The following is an 18916-nucleotide window of genomic DNA, read 5'->3' on the forward strand; positions in this document are numbered from 1 at the left end:
GTTTGATCGTGTTCACCAGTCGTGGACCGTTCCGTCGATGAGGCGGTTGTAGGGCAGGTAGGCCTGCTGGTACGGGTACGCTGCTGCGGCTTCTTCGTTGAATTCGACGCCGATGCCGGGGTTGTCGCCGGGGTGCAGGTAGCCGTCCTTGAAGGTCATGGACTGCTCGAAGACCTCGTTGGTCTTGTCGGAGTGCTGCATGTATTCCTGGATGCCGTAGTTGTGGATGGCCAAGCCCACGTGCAGCTGTGCGGCGAAGCCGACCGGGGAAATATCGGTGGGGCCGTGGAAGCCGGACTTGATCTGGTACTGCGCGGCGAAGTCCATGACCTTCTTCAACGGGGAGATCCCGCCGAAGTGGGTGGACGCTGCCCGGACGTAGTCGATCAGCTGTTCCTTGATCAGGGTCTGGTAGTCCCACACGGTGTTGAAGATCTCGCCGATGGCCAGCGGGGTGGTGGTGTGCTGGCGGACCAGGCGCAGGCCCTCCTGATTCTCGGCCGGGGTGCAGTCCTCGAGCCAGAACAGGTCGTACGGTTCCAGTGCTTTGCCCAGCTTTGCGGCCTGGATCGGGGTCATCCGGTGGTGCCCGTCGTGCAGCAAAGGGATTTCCGGCCCGAACTCGTTCCTGACCGCTTCGAATACGGTGGGCAGGTGCCGCAGGTACGCGCGGGTGTCCCAGTCCTCCTCCACCGGGAACGCGCCCCGGCCGGCAGGCTCATAGTCGTACCGCTCCCCCGAGGCCTGGGCCTGCGCCGCAACACCGTAGAGGGCCTTGATGCCCGGCACGGCGGTCTGGATCCGGATGGACTTGTAGCCCAGTTCCAGGTGCTCCCGCACCGAATCGAACAGCGACGGGATGTCCGCGCCCGAGGCGTGCCCATAGGCGCGCAGCCCGGTGCGCGACGCACCGCCCAGCAGCTGGTAGACGGGCATCCCGGCGAGCTTGCCCTTGATGTCCCACAACGCCATGTCCACCGCCGCGATCGCCGCCATGGTCACCGGGCCGCGGCGCCAGTACGAGGACCGGTACAGGAACTGCCAGGTGTCCTCGATCCGGTGCGGGTCCTTGCCGATCAGCAGCTGCGCAACGTGCTCCTTCAGGTATGCGGCGACGGCGAGCTCCCGACCATTAAGGGTGGCGTCACCAATACCGGTCACACCATCCTCAGTGGTGATCCGCAGGGTAACGAAGTTACGGGACGGACTGGTCACGAAGACATCGGCGGCAACGATTTTCATGGGAATCAACTGTTCCTTCCGGAAGTGAAAGCGGGGGTCTAGGGACGTGTGGGAACGGCGGCAGCCGCCTTGTTGCCTGTAAGGGATCCGCAGAGCCCCTGCACCAGATCAACTATCGCGGCATCATTGCCGATGCTGGCGCTGACCAGGCGGAGCAGGGCCCGGACCCTTTCGCCGCCCTCCAGCGTGTTGGCCGCCTGGATTTCTGAAGCCAGCGGATCCTGGAAGTCCTGGGTTCCGGCTACATAGTCCATCCAGGCGGCTAGCATCAGGGCGCTCGCCGCGCCGGTGCGGCCCGCAGCCCGTTCGGCCATCAGGACTGGCACGGCACGCATCCGCAGCTTGTTGGTGGCATCTGCCGCGATCTGGGCCAGCCGATGGGCGATACGGGCGTTGCCGAACCGCTCCAGCAGGGCCTGCCGGTACTGCGGGATGGCCAGGCCATCAGCGTTCAAATGGTTTGCCGCCTCGTCCCAGAAATCCTCAACGCGTTTGCGGCACACCGGGTCGGCCAAGGCCTGGGCAACTGTGCTGTGACCGCGGAGCTGCCCGGCGTACGCCAGGATCGAGTGCGAACCGTTACAGGAGCCACAGTTTGCGGTTTTCATACGGCTCTATATCGTCAACGACGATGGCGCCAGCCTCCTCCCAGCGCGGGCGTCCGGCAGGAAAATCGCCGCTGAGGACCCAGTTCCGGAAGGGTTCGGCCACCACCGGCGAGCTGTCGCTGTAGCCGCATTGCTCTGCCACTTCTTCAATATCCTCAGCCGTGGTTCGTGGGGTGATCCTGTCCACGGAGGTGCTGACGAAGCTGACGTTCGCCCCGATCCACTCCCCGAGGCCCGTGCCCAAGGCGGCTGCCAGTCCCAGGACGGCGCGGCGGGCAACGTCGCCATTGGCCGATAGGTTGTCGCAGCTGACGACGGCGAGTGGTCCCCCGCCGCTGTCCCTCCGGCCTGCAAGGGCCAGCACCAATCGTCCCAACGGCGACCCAGGCACTCCTGTCCCCCCGGCTGCGATTGCCGACAGCGCACGGAGATCATCCGCGGCAGCCGGCGAGTCGGCGTCGAACGTCCCATCCGCTGCCAGCCCGTAGGCCGCCTCGGTGATGGTCAACATGACGACTGCCGTCTCACTGGCCGCAATCAGCTCGCAAAGCCTGTCCACATTGGCGCCGTCCACGGCTTCGACGATGCTTCCGATGACTTCGAAGCTGTCACCACCTGCTGACCGCTCAACCAGGGTATAGAGGCAGTCCTGCGTGGAAAGCGCCGTCGCCGCATCAGGGCGGCGACCGGTGAACGCTGCGATTCCCCAATCCGCCGCGTCCGATGCATGCTGGGTATACCAGGCCTGGTGCGAGCGGTGGAACGCACCCAACCCAAGGTGCACGATCCGCACCGGCGCCTTAGGCAGCGGCTTTAAGCTGCGATTCAATACAGGCGGCGCGGCACTCACAGCTTGAACACCCGCCGGGGAGAAGCATCCACGATGTCCATGATCAGTTCCTGGGCCCGTTCTTCGCTGATCCGGTGCTCGGCCACCAGGCGCGCCAGGAATGATGCCTCGATCCGCCGGGACGTATCATGCCGGGCAGGAATGGAGCAGAACGCCCGGGTGTCGTCGATGAAGCCCGAGGAGCGCGAGAAACCCGCCGTCTCCGTTACCGCCGACCGGAAGCGCAGCATTGCGTCGGGCGCATCCAGGAACCACCATGGTGCCCCCAGGTACACCGCCGGGTAGAACCCGGCCAGCGGCGCCAACTCCCGGGAGAACACCGTCTCGTCCAGGGTGAACAGCACCAGGTGGAAGTCCTTGGCCGTCCCGAAGTCCTGCAGCAGCGGCCGGATGGCCTCCGTGTAATTGACCGCAACCGGAATGTCATGCCCGGTATCGGCCCCGAAGGCCTCAAACGTGGGCGTGTGGTGGTTGCGGAACGAGCCTGGATGGATGGTCATCACCAGGCCGTCCTCCACCGACATCCTGGCCATCTGGTACAGCATGTGCGCCTCGAAGGCATCCCGTTCCCGGGGCCCTGCCTTGCCGGAGCGGCCGAGCTCGAAAAGCCGCTCCGCCTCGCCGTCGTCCAGCTTCAGCGTGGCAGGCGTGAACACGCCATGGTCAGCGGACACCGCCCCGCGCTCCACGAAGTGCCGCCGCCGCGCCTCCAGCGCCTTGATATACCCGGCGTAACCGGTGGCGCCCTCCCCCGCGGCGCTGATGAGGCGCTCCACGTTGTCCTGCCACGCCGGGTGCGCCATGTTCAGGTACTGGTCCGGCCGGAAGGTGGGCAGCACCCGGCCCGCAAAGGCAGGGTCCGCCTGCAGGGCTGCATGGCTGTCCAGGGAGTCCAGTGGGTCATCCGTGGTAGCCAGCACCTCGATGTTGAACTCCTTGAACAGCTCACGCGGGCGGAAACCGGGCTCGGAAAGCTTGGCCTGCAGGGCGTCGTATAGACGGTCCGCGTTGTCCGCGGTCGGCTCCTCCTGCAACCCGAACACGTGGGCGAACTCCTGCCGGATCCAGTACCCGGACGCGGTCCCCTCAAAGGCTGGCCAGGCTTCGCAGAAGTGCCGCCAAACCTGCCGGGAGCCGGCCGGTTGGCTGCCGAGGCCCAACTGGTCCATCGGCACCCCGGCGGCATGGATCAGCCGGGTGACGTAGTGATCCGGAGTGACCAAGAGGGCGGCGGGGTCCGGGAATGGGCTGTTCTGTTCGATGACGGCCGCGTCCACGTGACCGTGGGGGGAGATGATCGGCAGCCCCTCCACCTCTTTGTACAGTGACCGTGCGATGTCCCGGACACCGGGATCGGCCGGCAGCAGCCGATCCGGATGGTCCGCTATGAATTGGCCCATGGTTCAGCGCCTCCCTGCCGGGACGGAAAGCCCTGCCAGTTCCGCTACGGAACGGAGGTAGTCAAGGTTGTCCGCCGTCCGCTCGGCCAACGGTCGTTCGGTGGAAAAGTCCTCTACGGTCACCCACCCGTCATAGCCATGGGCGGCGAGCGCCTTGAAGTACTGCAACACGCTGCCTTGGCCCGAACGCAGGGGCGCCCACTCGTTCCGGTAGACAGCTGCGCCGGACTCGTCGGTTTCACCGGTGTTGACCCATACCGCGTTCTTCACGTGCACGTGGGCCAGATAGTCGCCCAGGAGCTCGAAGGCCGGGAGGTAGTCCTCCTGGCCTTCGATGAGCAGGTTGCCCAGGTCGTGGATGACTCCCACGTGCCGCGGATCCAGGCCGTCCAGCAGCCGGAGTGCTGACGACGCCGAGGCGGTGATGGTCCGGTGGTGCAGTTCCACGAGAGCCTTGACGCCATGGTGCGCTGCCCGTTGGGCGATCCATTCGAAATCGCGGCGGGCTCCATCAAAGAGCTCGGGGTAGGGCGTGCCACTGGCCGGTTCGCCGCCCCATGCCGCGGTTCCCAGCGCAGGTGTGGTCACCCGGACTTTTTCGGCGCCCAGCGTGGCGGTAGCGGCCAGCATACGGTCTACGTCCGCGTGGTTGTCACAGCGTGCGTACCCCCCTATTCCGGAGAATTCCAGCCCGGCACCGGAGGTGAGTGCGGCGATCCTTTCCAGCTGTTCTTCCATTCCGGTAAGCGGGACGGTGGCTTTGTTGCCGGCCCAGAAGCCTGGCTCTGCGGCGTCTGCCTGGTCCGTGATGCGCCACTCAATGCCGTCCCAGCCCTGGTCGGCCAGGTGCTGCACTGCTTCTTCGGGGGTCCATTGCGGGGTGGATGCGGTAAACACGGAAAACTTCATGGCTTTAGGCGCTTTCTGCCGCGGAGCTGCCGGTGCGGACTTCAAGGTCGTTGTACTTGCCGGCCAGGACGTCGTCGAAGAGGACGGGCTGGCCGAGGGTTGCTGAAACGTAGACTGAGCGCACCGCCGCGAGGGCATTGACGGCGTCACTAACGGTGATGCCGGCCTGCCTTCCGTCGGCAATGGCGGACAGGATATCGCGGTACTGCCGGACATGCCCGGCAGGGTAGACGGTGGGGTCCGCCGCTTTGTAGTCTTCCTCCGGATACCTGGCCAGTTCCTGTTCCGCCTGTTGCCACCACCTTGGAGGCCCATGTCCGCCGATTCACCGCCGGCGTCTTTGCTGTGGAAGTACTCCAGCCGGTCGTTGTCCACCACGGCGGATCCTTCGGATCCCATCAGCTGGACGCGGACTGTCAGGCCCGGGTAGGCCGCCGTGGTGGCGTGCAGGACTGCCAGTCCGCCGTTTTCAAAGGTGACGGTGGCAACCGCTGTGTCTTCCACCTCGATCCGTTCGTGGGCAAGCCGGGCGGTGTGTGCGTGGATCTCCACGGGACGTCCCATGAACCACAGGAGCAGGTCCACGGTGTGGACGCCCTGGTTCATCAGCGCACCTCCGCCGTCCATGGACCACGTGCCGCGCCAGTCGCCGGAATCGTGATAGCCCTGGCTGCGCCACCAGGCAACGGAGGCGATGGCGGACGTGAGCCGGCCGAAGCGTCCTTTGGTGACGGCGTCGGCGACCGCGACGCTTGACTGGTCGAACCGGTGCTGGCTGATGACTGAAGCGACGATCCCTTGAGCCGCGGCCTCCTTGGCCGCGGCTTCTATCTCCTGGGCCCGGGTAAGGTCAACGTCAAGGGGCTTTTCGATCACCACGTGCTTGCCGGCAGCCAGGACCTCCAGGCCCTGCTGGATGTGGAGGCCGCTGGGGGTTGCCAGGGCCACGAGGTCGATGTCTTCGGCGGCAAATGCCTCCGCCAGCGTGGGGTATTGCGGCGGCCGCTCGCCGCCGTTCTTTTCAATGAAGTCCGCGAGGGATTCTGCCGCCGCCGGGATGGCGTCAACGAGCGCGGCAATGCGCACCTCTGGGAACTCCCTGAGGGCTACGGCGTGGGTCCGCCCGATGACTCCGCATCCGGTGATGGCTACGTTCAGGGTGCTCATGCCGTCTGGACTCCTGCTTCTGCGGTGATTTTTGCAAACGCGCGTGCTGCGATACCGAAGGCTGTGGGACCCGAGAATCCGCCGAGCCCGTGGGCGCCGGCAAGATGCGGCTCCAGGGAGGCGAAGCCCTCGTACCCGTCGTCTTTGAGTGCCTCTACGGTGCGGAGCACATCCCCGTCCCCTTCCCCGGCCGGAACCACATGCCCGTTCTCGAACAAAGCATCCTTGACCTGCAGGTACTCAAGGTGCGGGCGCAGTTTCGCATACCCCTCGTCGAAGGGCTTGACCCCCACCTGGACGAAGTTCGCGGCATCCCAGGCCACCTTCAGGGCCGGCGAATTGACGGTTTGGATGATGTCAAGGACCCTGTCGGGGACGTCGCCGAAGATGTCCTTTTCGTTCTCGTGCAGTAGTACGACGCCGGCTTCCTCCGCCACATCGGCCAGTACCCGCATCCGCTCCATCACGGCGTCTCGGATGCTTTCCACCTGCACCGAACCGCCGTAGTAGAAGGAGAAGATGCGGATGTATTTGGCGCCCAGGACCGTGGCGGCATTCACTGCCCGCCGCAGCCGCTCCACTTCGTGCTGCACCGGGAGGGTGACGTCCACCTTGCCGATGGGGGAAGCGATAGCCGAGACCTTCATGCCTTTCTCCGCCAGCAGCGTCGCAAGGGACTGGAGCTGTTTATCGCTCAGGTCCACGATGTTGGTGCCCCACGCGCTGCGGACTTCGATGTGGTTGGCGCCGAGGGCCTGCAACACCGCAATCTGGACTGCGGGGTCGTCGTCGATTTCGTCTCCGAAGCCTGACAGCTGCCAGGTGACCTGAGTGCTGGAAACCATGGTTATTTAACTCCTCCGGCGGTCAGCCCGCCTACTAGGTAGCGCTGGAAAATCAGGTAAAGAATGACCACTGGCGCGGCACACACCAGGGCTGCGGCCATCATCTGGCCGTAGGACGGGATGGCACCGCCCTCCTGCGATGCCCCGAAAATTTGGAGTGCCACGGCAGCTGTCTGGCTCTCCGGCCGGGTCATGACCGATGCGAACAGCACGTCGTTCCATCCGAGCAGGAAAGCGAAGATGCCGGAAACAACGATGCCGGGCCAGCTGAGGGGCAGGATGATCCGGAAAAGAACTCCCAGGTTGGATGCGCCGTCGATCCGTGCGGCTTCTTCCAGTTCCTTGGGAAGCCCGCGGAGGTAGGTGACCATCACCCAGGTGGAGAACGGCATCGCGAAGGTCAGGTAGGTGACAAAAAGACCCCACTGCGTTCCGATGACCTGGATGCCAAGATAGGTTGCAGCCGAGGAAAACAGCACGAAGACCGGCAGCACCATGAGCGTTCCGGGGACGGACTGCAGCGCCAACAGGCCCCGGAGGATGGTCAGCCTGCCACGGAAGCTGTAACGGACCAGGACAAACGCGGTGGAGACGGACAAGGCGGCAGAGACTACCGCCGTGGCCCCCGCTACCAGCACGCTGTTGGTGAGGCCGGTGGCGAGGCCCACGCTGGTCCAGATTTTGGCGTAGTTCTCAAAAGTGACCGATGAAGGCCAGAACTCCCCGTTGGCCACGCCGATATCGGAGTTCACTGACGCAAGGAAGATGTACAGCACAGGAATCAGGACCACTGCGCCCAGGAATACCAGGATGATGATCAGCAGGGGCGCCGGCAGGAGTCGCAGCACTTCGTGCTGTCGTTTCGAACCCGGTCGGGGGATGTCGTGGTGTACTGCCGAATGCCGGCTGGCGGTCGAGGTGCTCACTTCTTGGCTCCTGGTGATTCGGCGTCGTCAAGCTTAACGGCGCGGAGGTAAATGAACAGCGGAATGGCAATGAGGACCAGGGAGATGAAAGCCATGGCCGCGCTCAGGCCGAAGCGGAAGCTCTGGAAACTCGTGACGTAGGTAAGGATGGGGAGAACCTCCACATCAGCGGGCGCCGGTACACCGAAGAGCACGAAGGGAAGCGTGAAGTTGTTGATGTGGTGCAGCATTCCGATCAGGAACGCCAGCGCCAGCGGGCCCTTTAGGTAGGGAAACACGACATACCGGAGCTTGTTCCACCAGAGCGCCCCGTCAAGGGCTGAGGCCTCGTGCACTTCGTGGTCCACGGCCTGCAGCCCGGAGAGCGCCAGCAGGTAGATGAATGGCCAGGACGCCCAGATCTGGACGAGTACCAGGGTCCAGAACGATTCGGGACCGTTCAGCCACAGTCCCGCGTCGATTCCGAAAGTGCCCAACGCCCTGTCGATAATTCCCTCGGGCTGGAACATCGTCCGCCAGACTGTTGCCACAACGAAGGAGGGCAGGACGTACGGAATCAGGAAAACCGAGCGGATGACTGCACGGCCCTTGAACGCGTTCTGGGTTGCAACTGCAGCGGCTATGCCCAGCGGCAGTGTCACGACCATTGCTATCAGCGAGTAGCTCACGCTGAGCCAGACTGCGTTCAGCAGCGGCGAAGCAGTCACGGCTTCGACAAAGTTCTCCACGCCGATGAACGGGGAACTGATCCACTTCCGCAGGGTGTACTGGTCCAGGTCGAGGGCGGACATGTAGATGCCCAGGACGAGCGGTACCACGATGATGATGATCATCAGGAACCCGCCCGGGATAAGCATCCACAGCGGCCGGTCCCGTTCGCTCAGGCCTTTGCGGCGCGGGCTGCTCTGGTTGCCCGGCTCCTGGCCGGGGACATCAGCGGCAGTCTCTGCCGCCCGGCTTGCGGCGGACTCCGCCGCAAGCCGGATTTCGTTGGAGGCGTCGGTTGACATCAGAACTTATCCCTTGGAGGCCCGGTCCAGGGATGCCTGGCCCTTCTCCTGGGCCTCCTTGATCCTTGCTTCGAGGGCGGAGCTGTCCACCTTGCCGGCGGCAAGGTCGGGAATCGACTGGACAGTAACGTTGAGGAGGCCGAGCTGCATGTCACCCCATGCGCCGGTGAAAGGCGTTGCCTGTGACTTCTCGGCTGCCTCGGCGAGAGGCTTGAGCTTAGGGTCGCTAAGGCTGGCAAGAGCCTCGGCGTTGGCCGGGAGGTCACCGAAGATCTTCTGGTAGTTCAGTTGCTCTTCCTTGGAGGTGACCAGCTTGATATAGGCGAAGGCGAGATCCTTCTGCTTGGAGTAGTCAGCCACCACCAGGTTGTCGCCGGAGAGGATACTCGCGGCGTCATCCTCGGACTTGGACTCCGTCTCCCCGGGGCGACGGTGGGCATCAGGGCATACTCGTACTTTCCGGCGACTTCCGATTTCTCGAGAGTCGGGATCGAGCTGGACGTGGTCATCATCAGGTAACCGGCCTTTCCGCTGGCAAAAGCGGCCACAGCGTTGCTGTTGCTCCACCCGACTGATGCGGGGTCCACAACCTTGTCCTCCGTCAGCCAGCCGAAGTACGTCTCGTAGGCCTTCTTGACGGCGGGATCATCCATTTTGAATGTGTCGCCGTCCACCAGCGGGTTTCCGGCCTGCACCGACATGGCCCAGATGAACTTCCAGGGGTCGAAGTTGTCCTTGTATCCGGTGGCGATCCCGTAGGTGCCGTCCTTGGTCATCTTCTTTGCCTGCTCCGCGAGTTCGTCCCAGCTGGTGGCGGGCTTTTCGATGCCGGCCGCAGCCAGCAGGTCCTTGTTGTAGGCCATCACGAAGGGGCGGCTCACGAAGGGGATGCCTACCTGGTTCTCCTCATCAGGGCCTGAAATGCCGAGGGTGGCCTGATTGAAACGGTCCTTGCCACCCACCTTGTCCCAGTCCTCATCTGACAGCTTGACGAACGCATTTGTGGCATAAGCGGTAGGTGTGAACGTCGTCCCGAGGCCGTACACGTCCGGGCCCTGGCCGGACACCACTGATGTCTGGATGCGGGTGAGTTCATCATTCGCCGAGGCGAAGGTCTCAAACTTCACTTCAGCCCCGGTCTCAGCCTTGAACTTCTCGGCGATCTCGCTCTGCCACTGTTTCTGCTGTTCCGGGTACTGGGGAAGGACCCGACCAGGACATTCAGGGTCTTGCCGGTGCCGTCCACCTTCCCGTCCGCGTTCGTTGAAGTGCCGGATGATTCTGAACCAGCGGCGCAGCCAGTCAGTGCCAAGGCTGCCGCCGTAACGATTGCTGCGACCCCTGTAGACGATCTAAACCTCATTGTTCTCTCCTCTGGGACGCCCACACGGCCACAAGGACAAGTGGCGCACGTCACTGCAGGCGATTCATCGACCAGCTTAGGAGCGCAGCAATGTTGCGGCAAGCGATTGCCATAAGTTGCCAAAACTGATGAAATATTTCTGTTGGCGTTTTCCGCAGTGGTAACGGGATCCGACGCGTCAGCGCGAAAGGAACGCCCCATGACCACTCCTGCTACTGGCCCGGCACATGAAGAAGCCCGCAAAGGTCCCGCGCCTGCGGACCGGATGCCAACAATCAAAGACGTTGCAGAACTCGCGGGGGTGGCAACGTCCACCGTGTCACGGGCCCTCTCCAAGCCTGACCGGGTGAACCAGCACACCCGGCAACGCATCCAGGAAGCTGCCGCCCAGTTGAACTATGTTCCCAGCTCACAAGCAAAGGGCCTCAGTTCGGGCCGGACGGGCACGGTTGCGGTCCTGGTGCCGGATATCACCAATCCCTTCTACTTCGACATCATCAGAGGAACACAGCACCAGCTCAAAGCCGCCGGCCTTACCCAACTGCTGGTGGATACAGAAGAGTCCAGTGAGATGGAATTGGATGCACTCCACAAGATGCGGCGCTCGGCCGACGGCTTCGTCCTTGCAGCCTCACGCCTCACCGATGCGCAACTTGCGGAGGTGGCCGGGTCCCAGCCCTTGGTGACCATCAACCGGGCATCCGCTGATGCACCGTCAGTAGTAATCGACACCCCGTCCGCCATCATCCAGGCCTTGGACCACTTGGCTTCACTGGGCCATAACAGAGTTTGCTACGTGGGAGGTCCGCCCACATCGTGGTCGAACGAAATGCGCTGGAAAGTCTTTGAGGAGGACTCCAGGAGGCGTGGCATGGAGACCCACCGCATTGGTCCTTTCATCCCCAAGACAACGTCAGGGGCAGCAGCGGCCGATGCAGCGCTGAGAACAGGGGCAACAGCGTGCGTTGTCTTCAATGACCTGCTGGCTATTGGAATGCTGCAGCGACTCCAGGCGCGGGGCATTCGCGTACCGGAAGACATGAGCATTGTCGGATCAGACGACATTTTCGGGGCGGACTTCTGCAACCCCCCTCTAACAACAATTTCAAGTCCCATCGAGCAGGCTGGACGCGTTGCAGTGGCCATGTTGCTGTCCCAGCTCAATCCGGTACCCGGCGGAGCAAGCCGGAAGCTTGCTGTTATGCCCACTCATCTCACAATCCGCCAATCCACCGGGCCTGCACCTGATTGAGCCCGTGAGGTTCCGACCCGAACACAGGAAGGGCGGGCGACGGCGGGAAGCACCCGCCGTCGTCCGCCCTTCCTCAGTGCAGAGGTCCGTTAGGCCCTGGCGGGGACTCCCGCGCCGTTTCAGCCGGGACGCCGGGCTCGTTGCATGTTCCGCAGCACTCGGGCGCGGTAAAAAATACCCCAGGATTGTTGAACAATCTTAGATTCTCGTGCATCCTAGAGAGACCACTTCAACGAGACGAGAATCACTATGGCCTTCATTGACCTCAACAGCGACGTCGGGGAATCCTTCGGCAACTGGACCATGGGCGATGACGCAGCAATCTTCCGCTCGGTGTCCAGCGCCAACGTCGCCTGTGGCTTCCATGCCGGAGACCCGTCCACCATCGCCCGTACCTGCCGCGACGCCGTTGCGGCCGGCGTCGTCATCGGCGCGCACGTGGGCTACCGCGACCTCGCCGGCTTCGGCCGGCGCTTCCTGGACTGCTCCGCCACGGAACTCGCGGATGACGTCCTCTACCAGATGGGTGCCCTCAGCGCGCTGGCCACGGCCGCGGGCGGCCGCATCCAGTACGTCAAGCCGCACGGTGCCCTCTACAACACCATCGTCACGCACGAAACGCATGCCCAGGCCGTCGTGGACGCGGTCAAGGCCTTCGGCGGCGACCTGCCGCTGCTCCTGCTCCCCGGCTCCGTAGCCCTGGCCCGTGCCGAGGCCGCCGGCCTCCGGGGCGTGGCCGAAGCCTTCGCGGACCGTGCCTACAACCCTGACGGAACCCTGGTCTCCCGGCGCGAAGCCGGGGCTGTCCTCCACGACGAGGACGCCGTGGCCGCCAACATGGTCCGGCTGGCCACCGAGGGAACCATCATTGCCCGCGACGGGTCCGCCATCAAGGCGGAAGCGGAGAGCATCTGCCTGCACGGCGACACCGCCGGCGCCGTTTCCATGGCCGCGGCGGTGCGTCGTGAACTTGAAGCCGCCGGCGTGGAAATCCGGAGCTTCGTGTGAGCTCCCCCACATCCGCTGGGCCGGGCCCCGCGCCCTCCTTCTCGAACTCGACTCCCTGGAAACCGTCCTGGCCGTCCACGCCCGGCTGCAGGAGACGCCCTTGCCGGGGCAGGTTGATGTCCTGGCCGCCGCACGGACCGTCCTGGCGGTCTTCGATTCCCGCGCCTCGGCGCAGGCGGCCCGTGCCGCCGTCGCCACGCTGGACAGGGACGCGGCCGCGGTGAACGCCGGCAGCGCCGAACCGGTCCGGATCGAGGTGGTGTACGACGGCGACGACCTCGCCGAAGTGGGCCGGCTGACCGGGCTGGGTGCCGACGGCGTAATCGCCGCGCACACCGGGCAGCTGTGGACGGCCGCGTTCGGCGGGTTCGCCCCCGGCTTCGCCTACCTGGTAGGCGAGCATGACGCACTGAATGTTCCACGGCGCAGCTCACCGCGCACCGCCGTTCCCGCAGGTTCCGTGGCCCTGGCCGGCAATTTCTCCGCCGTGTACCCGCGGCGCTCCCCCGGCGGCTGGCAGCTGATCGGACGCACCGCTGCGCGGATGTGGGACCTGGACCGCGAACAGCCTGCCTTGCTCCGGCCCGGCAGCACCGTCCGGTATGTCGCAGTGCGGGAAGTCGTGGAAGTCGTGACGGTCGCGGAACCCGCCGGACAGCGTGAATCCGCCGGACAGGGTGGACCCGCCGCACAGCCGGACACCCCTGCCGGGTCCAGGCTGCCGGGGTTCCCGCCCTGGAGATCATCACCCCCGGCCCGCAGTCCCTCATCCAGGACCTTGGCCGTCCCGGCTTCGGAGACCTGGGCGTCTCCCCCGCGGGCGCTGCCGACGCCGCCGGTGCCCGCCAGGCGAACCGCCTGGTGGGAAACCCACCGGGTGATGCCGTACTTGAAACCGTCCTGGGCGGACTGTCCGTCCGCGCCCGCGGCGAACTGACCGCCGCGCTCACCGGCGCTCCCGCGGACGCGGAGATCCGGTCAGGCAGCGCCAGCCGCCCGGCCCCGCTGTACGCCCCCTTCCCGCTGCACGACGGCGAGAGCCTCCACCTTGGCACGCCGGAGGCCGGCCTGCGCACTTACCTTGCCGTCCGGGGCGGCATCGACGTTCCCCCGGTGCTGGGCAGCCGGTCCACGGACCTGATGTCCGGGATTGGACCGTCTCCGCTGGACGCCGGAACGGTGCTGCCCGTAGGCGCGGCAGACCGCGGCCGTGTGGTGGGCCAGCCGGAACCGCCAACCCTGCATCCGGCCCTCAGCCAGGGCGGGACCGACGGCGCCCCGGTGGTGCTTCGGGTGACCCCCGGTCCCCGCGACGACTGGTTCACACCGCAATCCCTCGCCGCGTTGACCGGGCAGGACTGGGCGGTCACTGCCGAGTCCAACCGGATCGGCGTGCGGCTGGATACTTCAGCCGGCGGGACACCGCTGGAACGCTCGCGGACTGAGGAACTGCCCAGCGAAGGAGTGGTTGCCGGCTCACTGCAGGTGCCGCCGTCGGGCCTTCCCGTCCTCTTCCTCGCCGACCACCCAGTGACCGGCGGTTACCCCGTGATCGCCGTCGTCGTTCCCGAAGACCTGCCGGTGGCGGCGCAGCTCCCGCCCGGAACCACCGTCCGGTTCCAGGCCGTGGACCCAGGGACCATGGAGCCGCTCCGGCCCGGCGCCCTGCAGCAGCCGGAACCCACCGCCCCCACGCCTGCCACGAACAGCCTGTGAAAGAAGCAGCCATGAAAAAAGTCCTGATCGCCAACCGTGGCGAAATCGCCGTCCGGATCGTCCGCGCCTGCGCCGATGCAGGCCTGGCGTCCGTCGCCGTCTACTCGGATCCCGATGCCGACGCCCTGCACGTGCGCCTCAGCGACGAGGCCTACGCCTTGGAGGGGTCCGCCAGCGCGGAAACCTACCTGAACATCGGGAAGCTCCTGGCCGTGGCAGCCCGCGCCGGTGCCGACGCCGTGCATCCCGGCTACGGCTTCCTGTCCGAGAACGCCGACTTTGCGCAGGCGGTGCTCGACGCCGGACTCGCGTGGGTGGGCCCGTCACCGGAAGCCATCCGCAGCCTGGGCAACAAGGTCACCGCCCGGGAAATCGCCGTCCGCGCCGGCGCCCCGCTGGTCCCCGGGTCGGACGGACCCGCCGCAAACGCCGACGAGGTGCGGGCGTTCGCCGCGCAGTACGGCGTTCCAGTGGCCATCAAGGCGGCCTTCGGCGGCGGCGGCCGCGGGCTGAAGATCGCCTACCGGATGGAGGACATCGACGACGCCTTCGACTCCGCGGTGCGTGAGGCAACCGTAGCCTTCGGCCGTGGCGAATGCTTCGTGGAACGCTTCCTGGACCGGCCCCGCCACGTCGAGGCCCAGGTCATCGCCGATACGCACGGAAACGTGGTGGTGGTGGGCACCCGTGACTGCTCCCTCCAGCGCCGCAACCAGAAGCTCGTGGAGGAAGCACCGGCGCCGTTCCTCACGCCGGAGCAGCGCAGCCGCATCCACGAGTCCGCCCGCGCCATCTGCCGGGAAGCCGGTTACACCGGGGCGGGCACCGTGGAGTACCTGGTGGCACCCGACGGCGTCATCTCCTTCCTCGAAGTCAACACCCGGCTGCAGGTGGAGCACCCGGTCACCGAGGAAACCTCCGGCATCGACCTGGTGCGCGAACAGTTCCGGATCGCCGCAGGCCTGCCGCTCTCCATCACCGAGGACCCCCAGCCCACCGGCCACGCCATCGAGTTCCGGCTGAACGCCGAAGACGCCGGCCGCGGCTTCCTGCCCTCCCCCGGCCCCGTGGACGTCTTTGAGGCACCCACCGGCCCCGGCATCCGCGTGGACTCCGGGGTCCGTTCCGGCTCCGTCATCCCGGCCGAATACGACTCCCTGATGGCCAAGCTGATCGTCCGCGGCGAGGACCGCGCGCAGGCGCTGCGCCGCGCGCGTGCCGCGCTGGACGAACTGCGGATCGAAGGCGTGCCCACGGTGGTCCCGTTCCACCGGGCCGTGGTGCGAGACCCGGACTTCACGGCGACGGACCGACTGGGCGTCTACACCACGTGGATTGAGTCCGAGTTCTCCGGCCGGCTCGCGGCCTCGCTAAAGAGCGGAATTGCCGGGCCCGTGGCGCGGCGCGAAACCCTCACCGTGGAAATCGACGGGAAGGCCGTCCAGCTGGGACTCCCGGCACAGGTTTATGCGGCCCTGATGAACGGCGGTGGCGGTGTTTCGGCCGGTGCAGGTTCTGCCGGTGCCGGCACCCACAGCGGAGACGCCGCCGACGACGGCCGGGTCACCGCGCCGATGGGCGGCAACCTGGTCAAATGGCTGGCCGAGGACGGCGCCGAGGTGGCCGCCGACCAGCCCCTCGCCGTCGTGGAAGCGATGAAGATGGAAACCGTGGTGGCCGCGTCCGGTGCCGGCACCTTCCGCCGCGGTGCGCAGGAGCCGGGGGCCGTCGTCGTGCGCGGCGAAGTGCTGGGCACGGTCGGCTAACATCGGATGTTGACTTGGAGATTGGGGGCGCGGACATGGATACCGGGACACACGGCGCAGCAGAACACGCACACACGACGGCATGGATCGCTTCCGTGCTGCGGAACCGCATCGCGGCCGGCGAACTGACCCCCGGGTCAAAGCTGTCCGAACAATCACTGTCCGCCTCGCTGGGCGTTTCCCGCAATACCCTGCGGCAGGCGTTCACCATCCTTGCCGGCGAGTCGATCGTCACGCACATCCCCAACCGGGGCGTCTTCGTGGCGTCGCCGGGCGAGGAGGAGGTGCGCGAGATCTACCGCATCCGCAGGACCATCGAACCTGCCGCCGTGCTCTGGGGTGAGCTCACTCCGCAGACGCTGGACGAGATGGAAGCCATTGTCCAGCGCGCCCAGGCTGCCCGGAACGCCGGCTCCGTCACGGACATGGCGGATGCCAACCAGGCCCTGCACCGTGCGGTGGTGGGCCTGACAGGGAGCGCCACTCTGCAGGAGCTGATGGACCGCGTGCTCGCCGAAATGCGGCTGGTCTTCCATGCCATGGCCTCCGCCCCCGACTTCCACAGCCACTACGTGGAGCGCAACGTGGAGCTTGTGAAACGGCTCCGCGCGGGTGAACGGGAGGAGGCGGCGGCCGGGCTGCGCGCCTACCTCGATGCCGCCGAAGCCGAGCTGCTGGGCCACCTGGCCGGCACGGGACGCTGATCACCAAAGGGCACTGACCGGCACGGGACACTGACCGGCAACTGTTAAACGGAGAGGGCCTGCACCAACCGGTGCAGGCCCTCTCCGTTTCAAAGGCGCCAGGTTCAGGGAACCAGATAGTCGCTGTCTCTCGCGTCGGTGATGAGCATGTGGCCGGGCGCGTGGCCGATGGCAAGCGGGGGCCGGGACTGCATCACGGCGGCCTGCGGCGTGACGCCACACGCCCAGAACACCGGAATATGGCCAACGGGAATGGTCACGGCGTCGCCGAAGTCCGGCCGGGCAAGATCGCTGATGCCCAGTTCGTGGGGATTGCCCACGTGGACTGGTGCACCGTGCACGGCCGGGTAGCGGGAGGTGATGCGGACCGCGTCGGCCACCTGCGAGGCGGGGACGGGGCGCATCGAGACCACCATTGGACCGGACATGGTGCCGGCGGGGGCGCACTGGCGGCTGGTACGGTACATCGGCACATTCGCGCCCTGCTCGATGTGGGCTATGCCGATGCCGCCGTCCTGCAGGGCGGCCTCGAACGTGAAGGAACAGCCGATCAGGAACGTCACCAGGTCATCACGCCAGTGGCCGGTGATGTCCGTGGGCTCGTCCACCTTCTCCCCGTCGCGGTACACCGTGTACTTGGGCACATCGGTTCGAATGTCACCGCCGGCCAGCAGCGGACCGCTGGTTTCGCCCGGTTCGAGGATGCCCAGGATGGGGCACGGCTTGGGATTGCGCTGGGCGAACAGCAGGAAATCGAAAGCGTGCTCCCGGGGGATGGCAAGCACATTCGCCTGCGCGTACCCGCGGGACCAGCCCGACGTCGGTTCCACCAGCCCGCCGCGGAACGCTTCGCGCGCCGCGGCAGGGGTAATGCTGGAGCGGTCCATCATGCCCACAGCTTCGCCAGCCCCATGACCGAATTCCAGCCGAGGAACACGGTGAGGATCCAGGCTGCGGCACCAACCAGCAGCAGCCACTTCGGGTAGGCGTAGCCGTGCATCAGGTCGCGGCGGCGCCATGCCACCCAGAGCAGGACCGCAAAGCCCACCGGCAGGATCAGGCCGTTGAAGGCGCCGGCAAAAATCAGCAGCTGCTGGGGCGCCTGGCCGAGGAAGATGTACACGATGGCGCAGCCGGCGATGAACGCGACGGTGATGAGGTTCCGCTTGCGCTCGGGAGTGCGGGAGGAGGTGATGAAGGAGACAGAGGTGAAGGCTGCGCCGATGACCGAGGTGATGGCAGCGGCCCAAAGAACCACGCCAAACATCCGCATGCCGATTTCACCGGCGGCCGCGCCGAAGGCCTCGGCCGCCATGTTGTTGCTGCTGAGGACCGTCCCGCCGGCAACGACGCCGAGGATGGCCAGGAAGAGCAGCACGCGCATCAGACCGGTCACCAGGATACCCAGGACGGAGCTGCGGGTGATCTCCTTGACGTGCCGGATGCCGGTGGCGCCGGAGTCGAGCATGCGGTGGGCACCGGCGTAGGTGATGTAGCCGCCCACGGTGCCGCCCACCAGGGTGGTGATGATGAGGAAGTCCACGGTTTCGGGGAGGAACGTGTTCTTCAGGGCCTCTCCCAGCGGCGGGGCGGCAACGATGGCCACGTAGATCATCAGCAGGATCATGACGGCACCCAGCAGCACCACGATCCGGTCCAGCGCCATGCCGGCCTTCTTGCTGATGAAGATCAGGATGGCGACGGCGGCCGAGACCGCACCGCCGATCTTGGGGTCCACACCCATCATGGCGTTGGCGCCGAGGCCGGTACCGGCGATGTTGCCGATGTTGAAGACCACGCCGCCAAGGAACACCAGGCCGGAGAGGAACCAGCCGACGCCGGGAAGGACCTTGTTGCCAAGTTCCTGCGCCCGGAGCCCGGTGACGCCGATGACCCGCCAGACGTTCATTTGGACTGCGATGTCGATCAGGATCGAGGCCAGGATCGCGAAGGCGAATGCGGCCCCGATCTGGGCTGTGAACACCGTGGTCTGGGTGATGAAGCCCGGTCCGATGGCGCTGGTGGCCATGAGGAACATGGCGCCAAGGAGCGCGGTGCGCCGGGCGGAAGTGCTCAGGTTCAGTTTGATGCCGGGTTCTGCCATGGTTTCCATCCATTGCCTAAGGTGACTGGAGTCACAATTATCGTCC

Annotated in this window: 12 protein-coding genes and 4 pseudogenes; 5 read left to right on the top strand and 11 right to left on the bottom strand. The window is 65.8% G+C overall.

Features of this window, described 5'->3' with window-relative positions:
• Nucleotides 1-12 precede the first annotated feature (12 nt).
• From manD to ACPEE0_RS16560, 9 genes and pseudogenes are all read right to left on the bottom strand, one after another.
• Entirely contained in the window at nucleotides 13-1242 is a 1230-nt protein-coding gene (gene manD / locus ACPEE0_RS16520; protein WP_424574883.1) for a D-mannonate dehydratase ManD, read from the bottom strand.
• Nucleotides 1243-1280: 38 nt separating this feature from the next.
• Nucleotides 1281-2700, bottom strand: a pseudogene (locus tag ACPEE0_RS16525) (mannitol dehydrogenase family protein).
• Complete coding sequence (uxaC, locus tag ACPEE0_RS16530) at nucleotides 2697-4100, bottom strand: glucuronate isomerase (protein WP_424574884.1); 1404 nt, start codon at nucleotides 4098-4100, stop codon at nucleotides 2697-2699. Before uxaC ends, ACPEE0_RS16525 begins: the two are co-directional and overlap by 4 nt.
• A 3-nt stretch (nucleotides 4101-4103) precedes the next feature.
• The gene (locus ACPEE0_RS16535) at nucleotides 4104-5009 is read right to left on the bottom strand and encodes a sugar phosphate isomerase/epimerase family protein (RefSeq protein ID WP_424574885.1); all 906 of its coding nucleotides are present in this window, start codon (nucleotides 5007-5009) and stop codon (nucleotides 4104-4106) included.
• 4 nt (nucleotides 5010-5013) lie between these two features.
• A pseudogene (locus ACPEE0_RS16540) lies at nucleotides 5014-6176 on the bottom strand (Gfo/Idh/MocA family protein).
• A complete protein-coding gene (locus ACPEE0_RS16545; RefSeq protein ID WP_424574886.1) occupies nucleotides 6173-7021 on the bottom strand; it encodes a sugar phosphate isomerase/epimerase family protein in 849 nt (282 codons plus the stop codon). The pseudogene ACPEE0_RS16540 and the gene ACPEE0_RS16545 overlap by 4 nt, the downstream one beginning before the upstream one ends.
• 2 nt (nucleotides 7022-7023) lie before the next feature.
• Nucleotides 7024-7947, bottom strand: coding sequence for a carbohydrate ABC transporter permease (locus ACPEE0_RS16550; protein WP_133348622.1), 924 nt, complete (start codon nucleotides 7945-7947; stop codon nucleotides 7024-7026).
• The gene (locus ACPEE0_RS16555) at nucleotides 7944-8957 is read right to left on the bottom strand and encodes a carbohydrate ABC transporter permease (RefSeq protein WP_424574887.1); all 1014 of its coding nucleotides are present in this window, start codon (nucleotides 8955-8957) and stop codon (nucleotides 7944-7946) included. Before ACPEE0_RS16555 ends, ACPEE0_RS16550 begins: the two co-directional genes overlap by 4 nt.
• A 6-nt stretch (nucleotides 8958-8963) precedes the next feature.
• Nucleotides 8964-10320, bottom strand: a pseudogene (locus ACPEE0_RS16560) (ABC transporter substrate-binding protein).
• Nucleotides 10321-10519: 199 nt separating this feature from the next.
• Here ACPEE0_RS16560 and ACPEE0_RS16565 point away from each other — a divergent pair.
• The 5 genes and pseudogenes from ACPEE0_RS16565 (at nucleotide 10520) to ACPEE0_RS16585 (ending at nucleotide 16766) form a co-directional block, all read left to right on the top strand.
• Nucleotides 10520-11572: a LacI family DNA-binding transcriptional regulator gene (locus ACPEE0_RS16565; protein ID WP_424574888.1), complete on the top strand. Its 1053-nt coding sequence runs from the start codon at nucleotides 10520-10522 to the stop codon at nucleotides 11570-11572.
• 249 nt (nucleotides 11573-11821) lie between these two features.
• Nucleotides 11822-12580, top strand: a complete 759-nt coding sequence (locus ACPEE0_RS16570) for a LamB/YcsF family protein (RefSeq protein WP_407708969.1) — start codon at nucleotides 11822-11824, stop codon at nucleotides 12578-12580.
• A pseudogene (locus ACPEE0_RS16575) lies at nucleotides 12543-14296 on the top strand (5-oxoprolinase/urea amidolyase family protein). Before ACPEE0_RS16570 ends, ACPEE0_RS16575 begins: the two are co-directional and overlap by 38 nt.
• Before the next feature lie 11 nt (nucleotides 14297-14307).
• Entirely contained in the window at nucleotides 14308-16062 is a 1755-nt protein-coding gene (locus tag ACPEE0_RS16580; protein WP_424574889.1) for an acetyl/propionyl/methylcrotonyl-CoA carboxylase subunit alpha, read from the top strand.
• 35 nt (nucleotides 16063-16097) lie between these two features.
• Entirely contained in the window at nucleotides 16098-16766 is a 669-nt protein-coding gene (locus ACPEE0_RS16585; protein WP_424575292.1) for a GntR family transcriptional regulator, read from the top strand.
• 104 nt (nucleotides 16767-16870) lie between these two features.
• On the opposite strand, the gene ACPEE0_RS16590 is transcribed toward ACPEE0_RS16585, so the two are convergent.
• Entirely contained in the window at nucleotides 16871-17653 is a 783-nt protein-coding gene (locus ACPEE0_RS16590; RefSeq protein ID WP_424575293.1) for a putative hydro-lyase, read from the bottom strand.
• The gene (locus ACPEE0_RS16595; protein ID WP_009359072.1) at nucleotides 17653-18870 is read right to left on the bottom strand and encodes an NRAMP family divalent metal transporter; all 1218 of its coding nucleotides are present in this window, start codon (nucleotides 18868-18870) and stop codon (nucleotides 17653-17655) included. The genes ACPEE0_RS16590 and ACPEE0_RS16595 overlap by 1 nt, the downstream gene beginning before the upstream one ends.
• Nucleotides 18871-18916 lie beyond the last annotated feature (46 nt).

It is taken from the genome of Arthrobacter sp. SD76, assembly GCF_049726125.1.
In the GTDB taxonomy this organism is placed as follows: domain Bacteria; phylum Actinomycetota; class Actinomycetes; order Actinomycetales; family Micrococcaceae; genus Arthrobacter; species Arthrobacter nitrophenolicus.

Excerpts from the sequence above, each read along its gene's own strand:
- manD (WP_424574883.1), bottom strand. The coding sequence starts at position 1,242 with ATGAAAATCGTTGCCGCCGATGTCTTCGTGACCAGTCCGTCCCGTAAC.
- uxaC (WP_424574884.1), bottom strand. The coding sequence starts at position 4,100 with ATGGGCCAATTCATAGCGGACCATCCGGATCGGCTGCTGCCGGCCGAT.
- ACPEE0_RS16535 (WP_424574885.1), bottom strand. The coding sequence starts at position 5,009 with ATGAAGTTTTCCGTGTTTACCGCATCCACCCCGCAATGGACCCCCGAA.
- ACPEE0_RS16545 (WP_424574886.1), bottom strand. The coding sequence starts at position 7,021 with ATGGTTTCCAGCACTCAGGTCACCTGGCAGCTGTCAGGCTTCGGAGAC.
- ACPEE0_RS16555 (WP_424574887.1), bottom strand. The coding sequence starts at position 8,957 with ATGTCAACCGACGCCTCCAACGAAATCCGGCTTGCGGCGGAGTCCGCC.
- ACPEE0_RS16565 (WP_424574888.1), top strand. The coding sequence starts at position 10,520 with ATGACCACTCCTGCTACTGGCCCGGCACATGAAGAAGCCCGCAAAGGT.
- ACPEE0_RS16570 (WP_407708969.1), top strand. The coding sequence starts at position 11,822 with ATGGCCTTCATTGACCTCAACAGCGACGTCGGGGAATCCTTCGGCAAC.
- ACPEE0_RS16580 (WP_424574889.1), top strand. The coding sequence starts at position 14,308 with ATGAAAAAAGTCCTGATCGCCAACCGTGGCGAAATCGCCGTCCGGATC.
- ACPEE0_RS16585 (WP_424575292.1), top strand. The coding sequence starts at position 16,098 with ATGGATACCGGGACACACGGCGCAGCAGAACACGCACACACGACGGCA.
- ACPEE0_RS16590 (WP_424575293.1), bottom strand. The coding sequence starts at position 17,653 with ATGGACCGCTCCAGCATTACCCCTGCCGCGGCGCGCGAAGCGTTCCGC.
- ACPEE0_RS16595 (WP_009359072.1), bottom strand. The coding sequence starts at position 18,870 with ATGGCAGAACCCGGCATCAAACTGAACCTGAGCACTTCCGCCCGGCGC.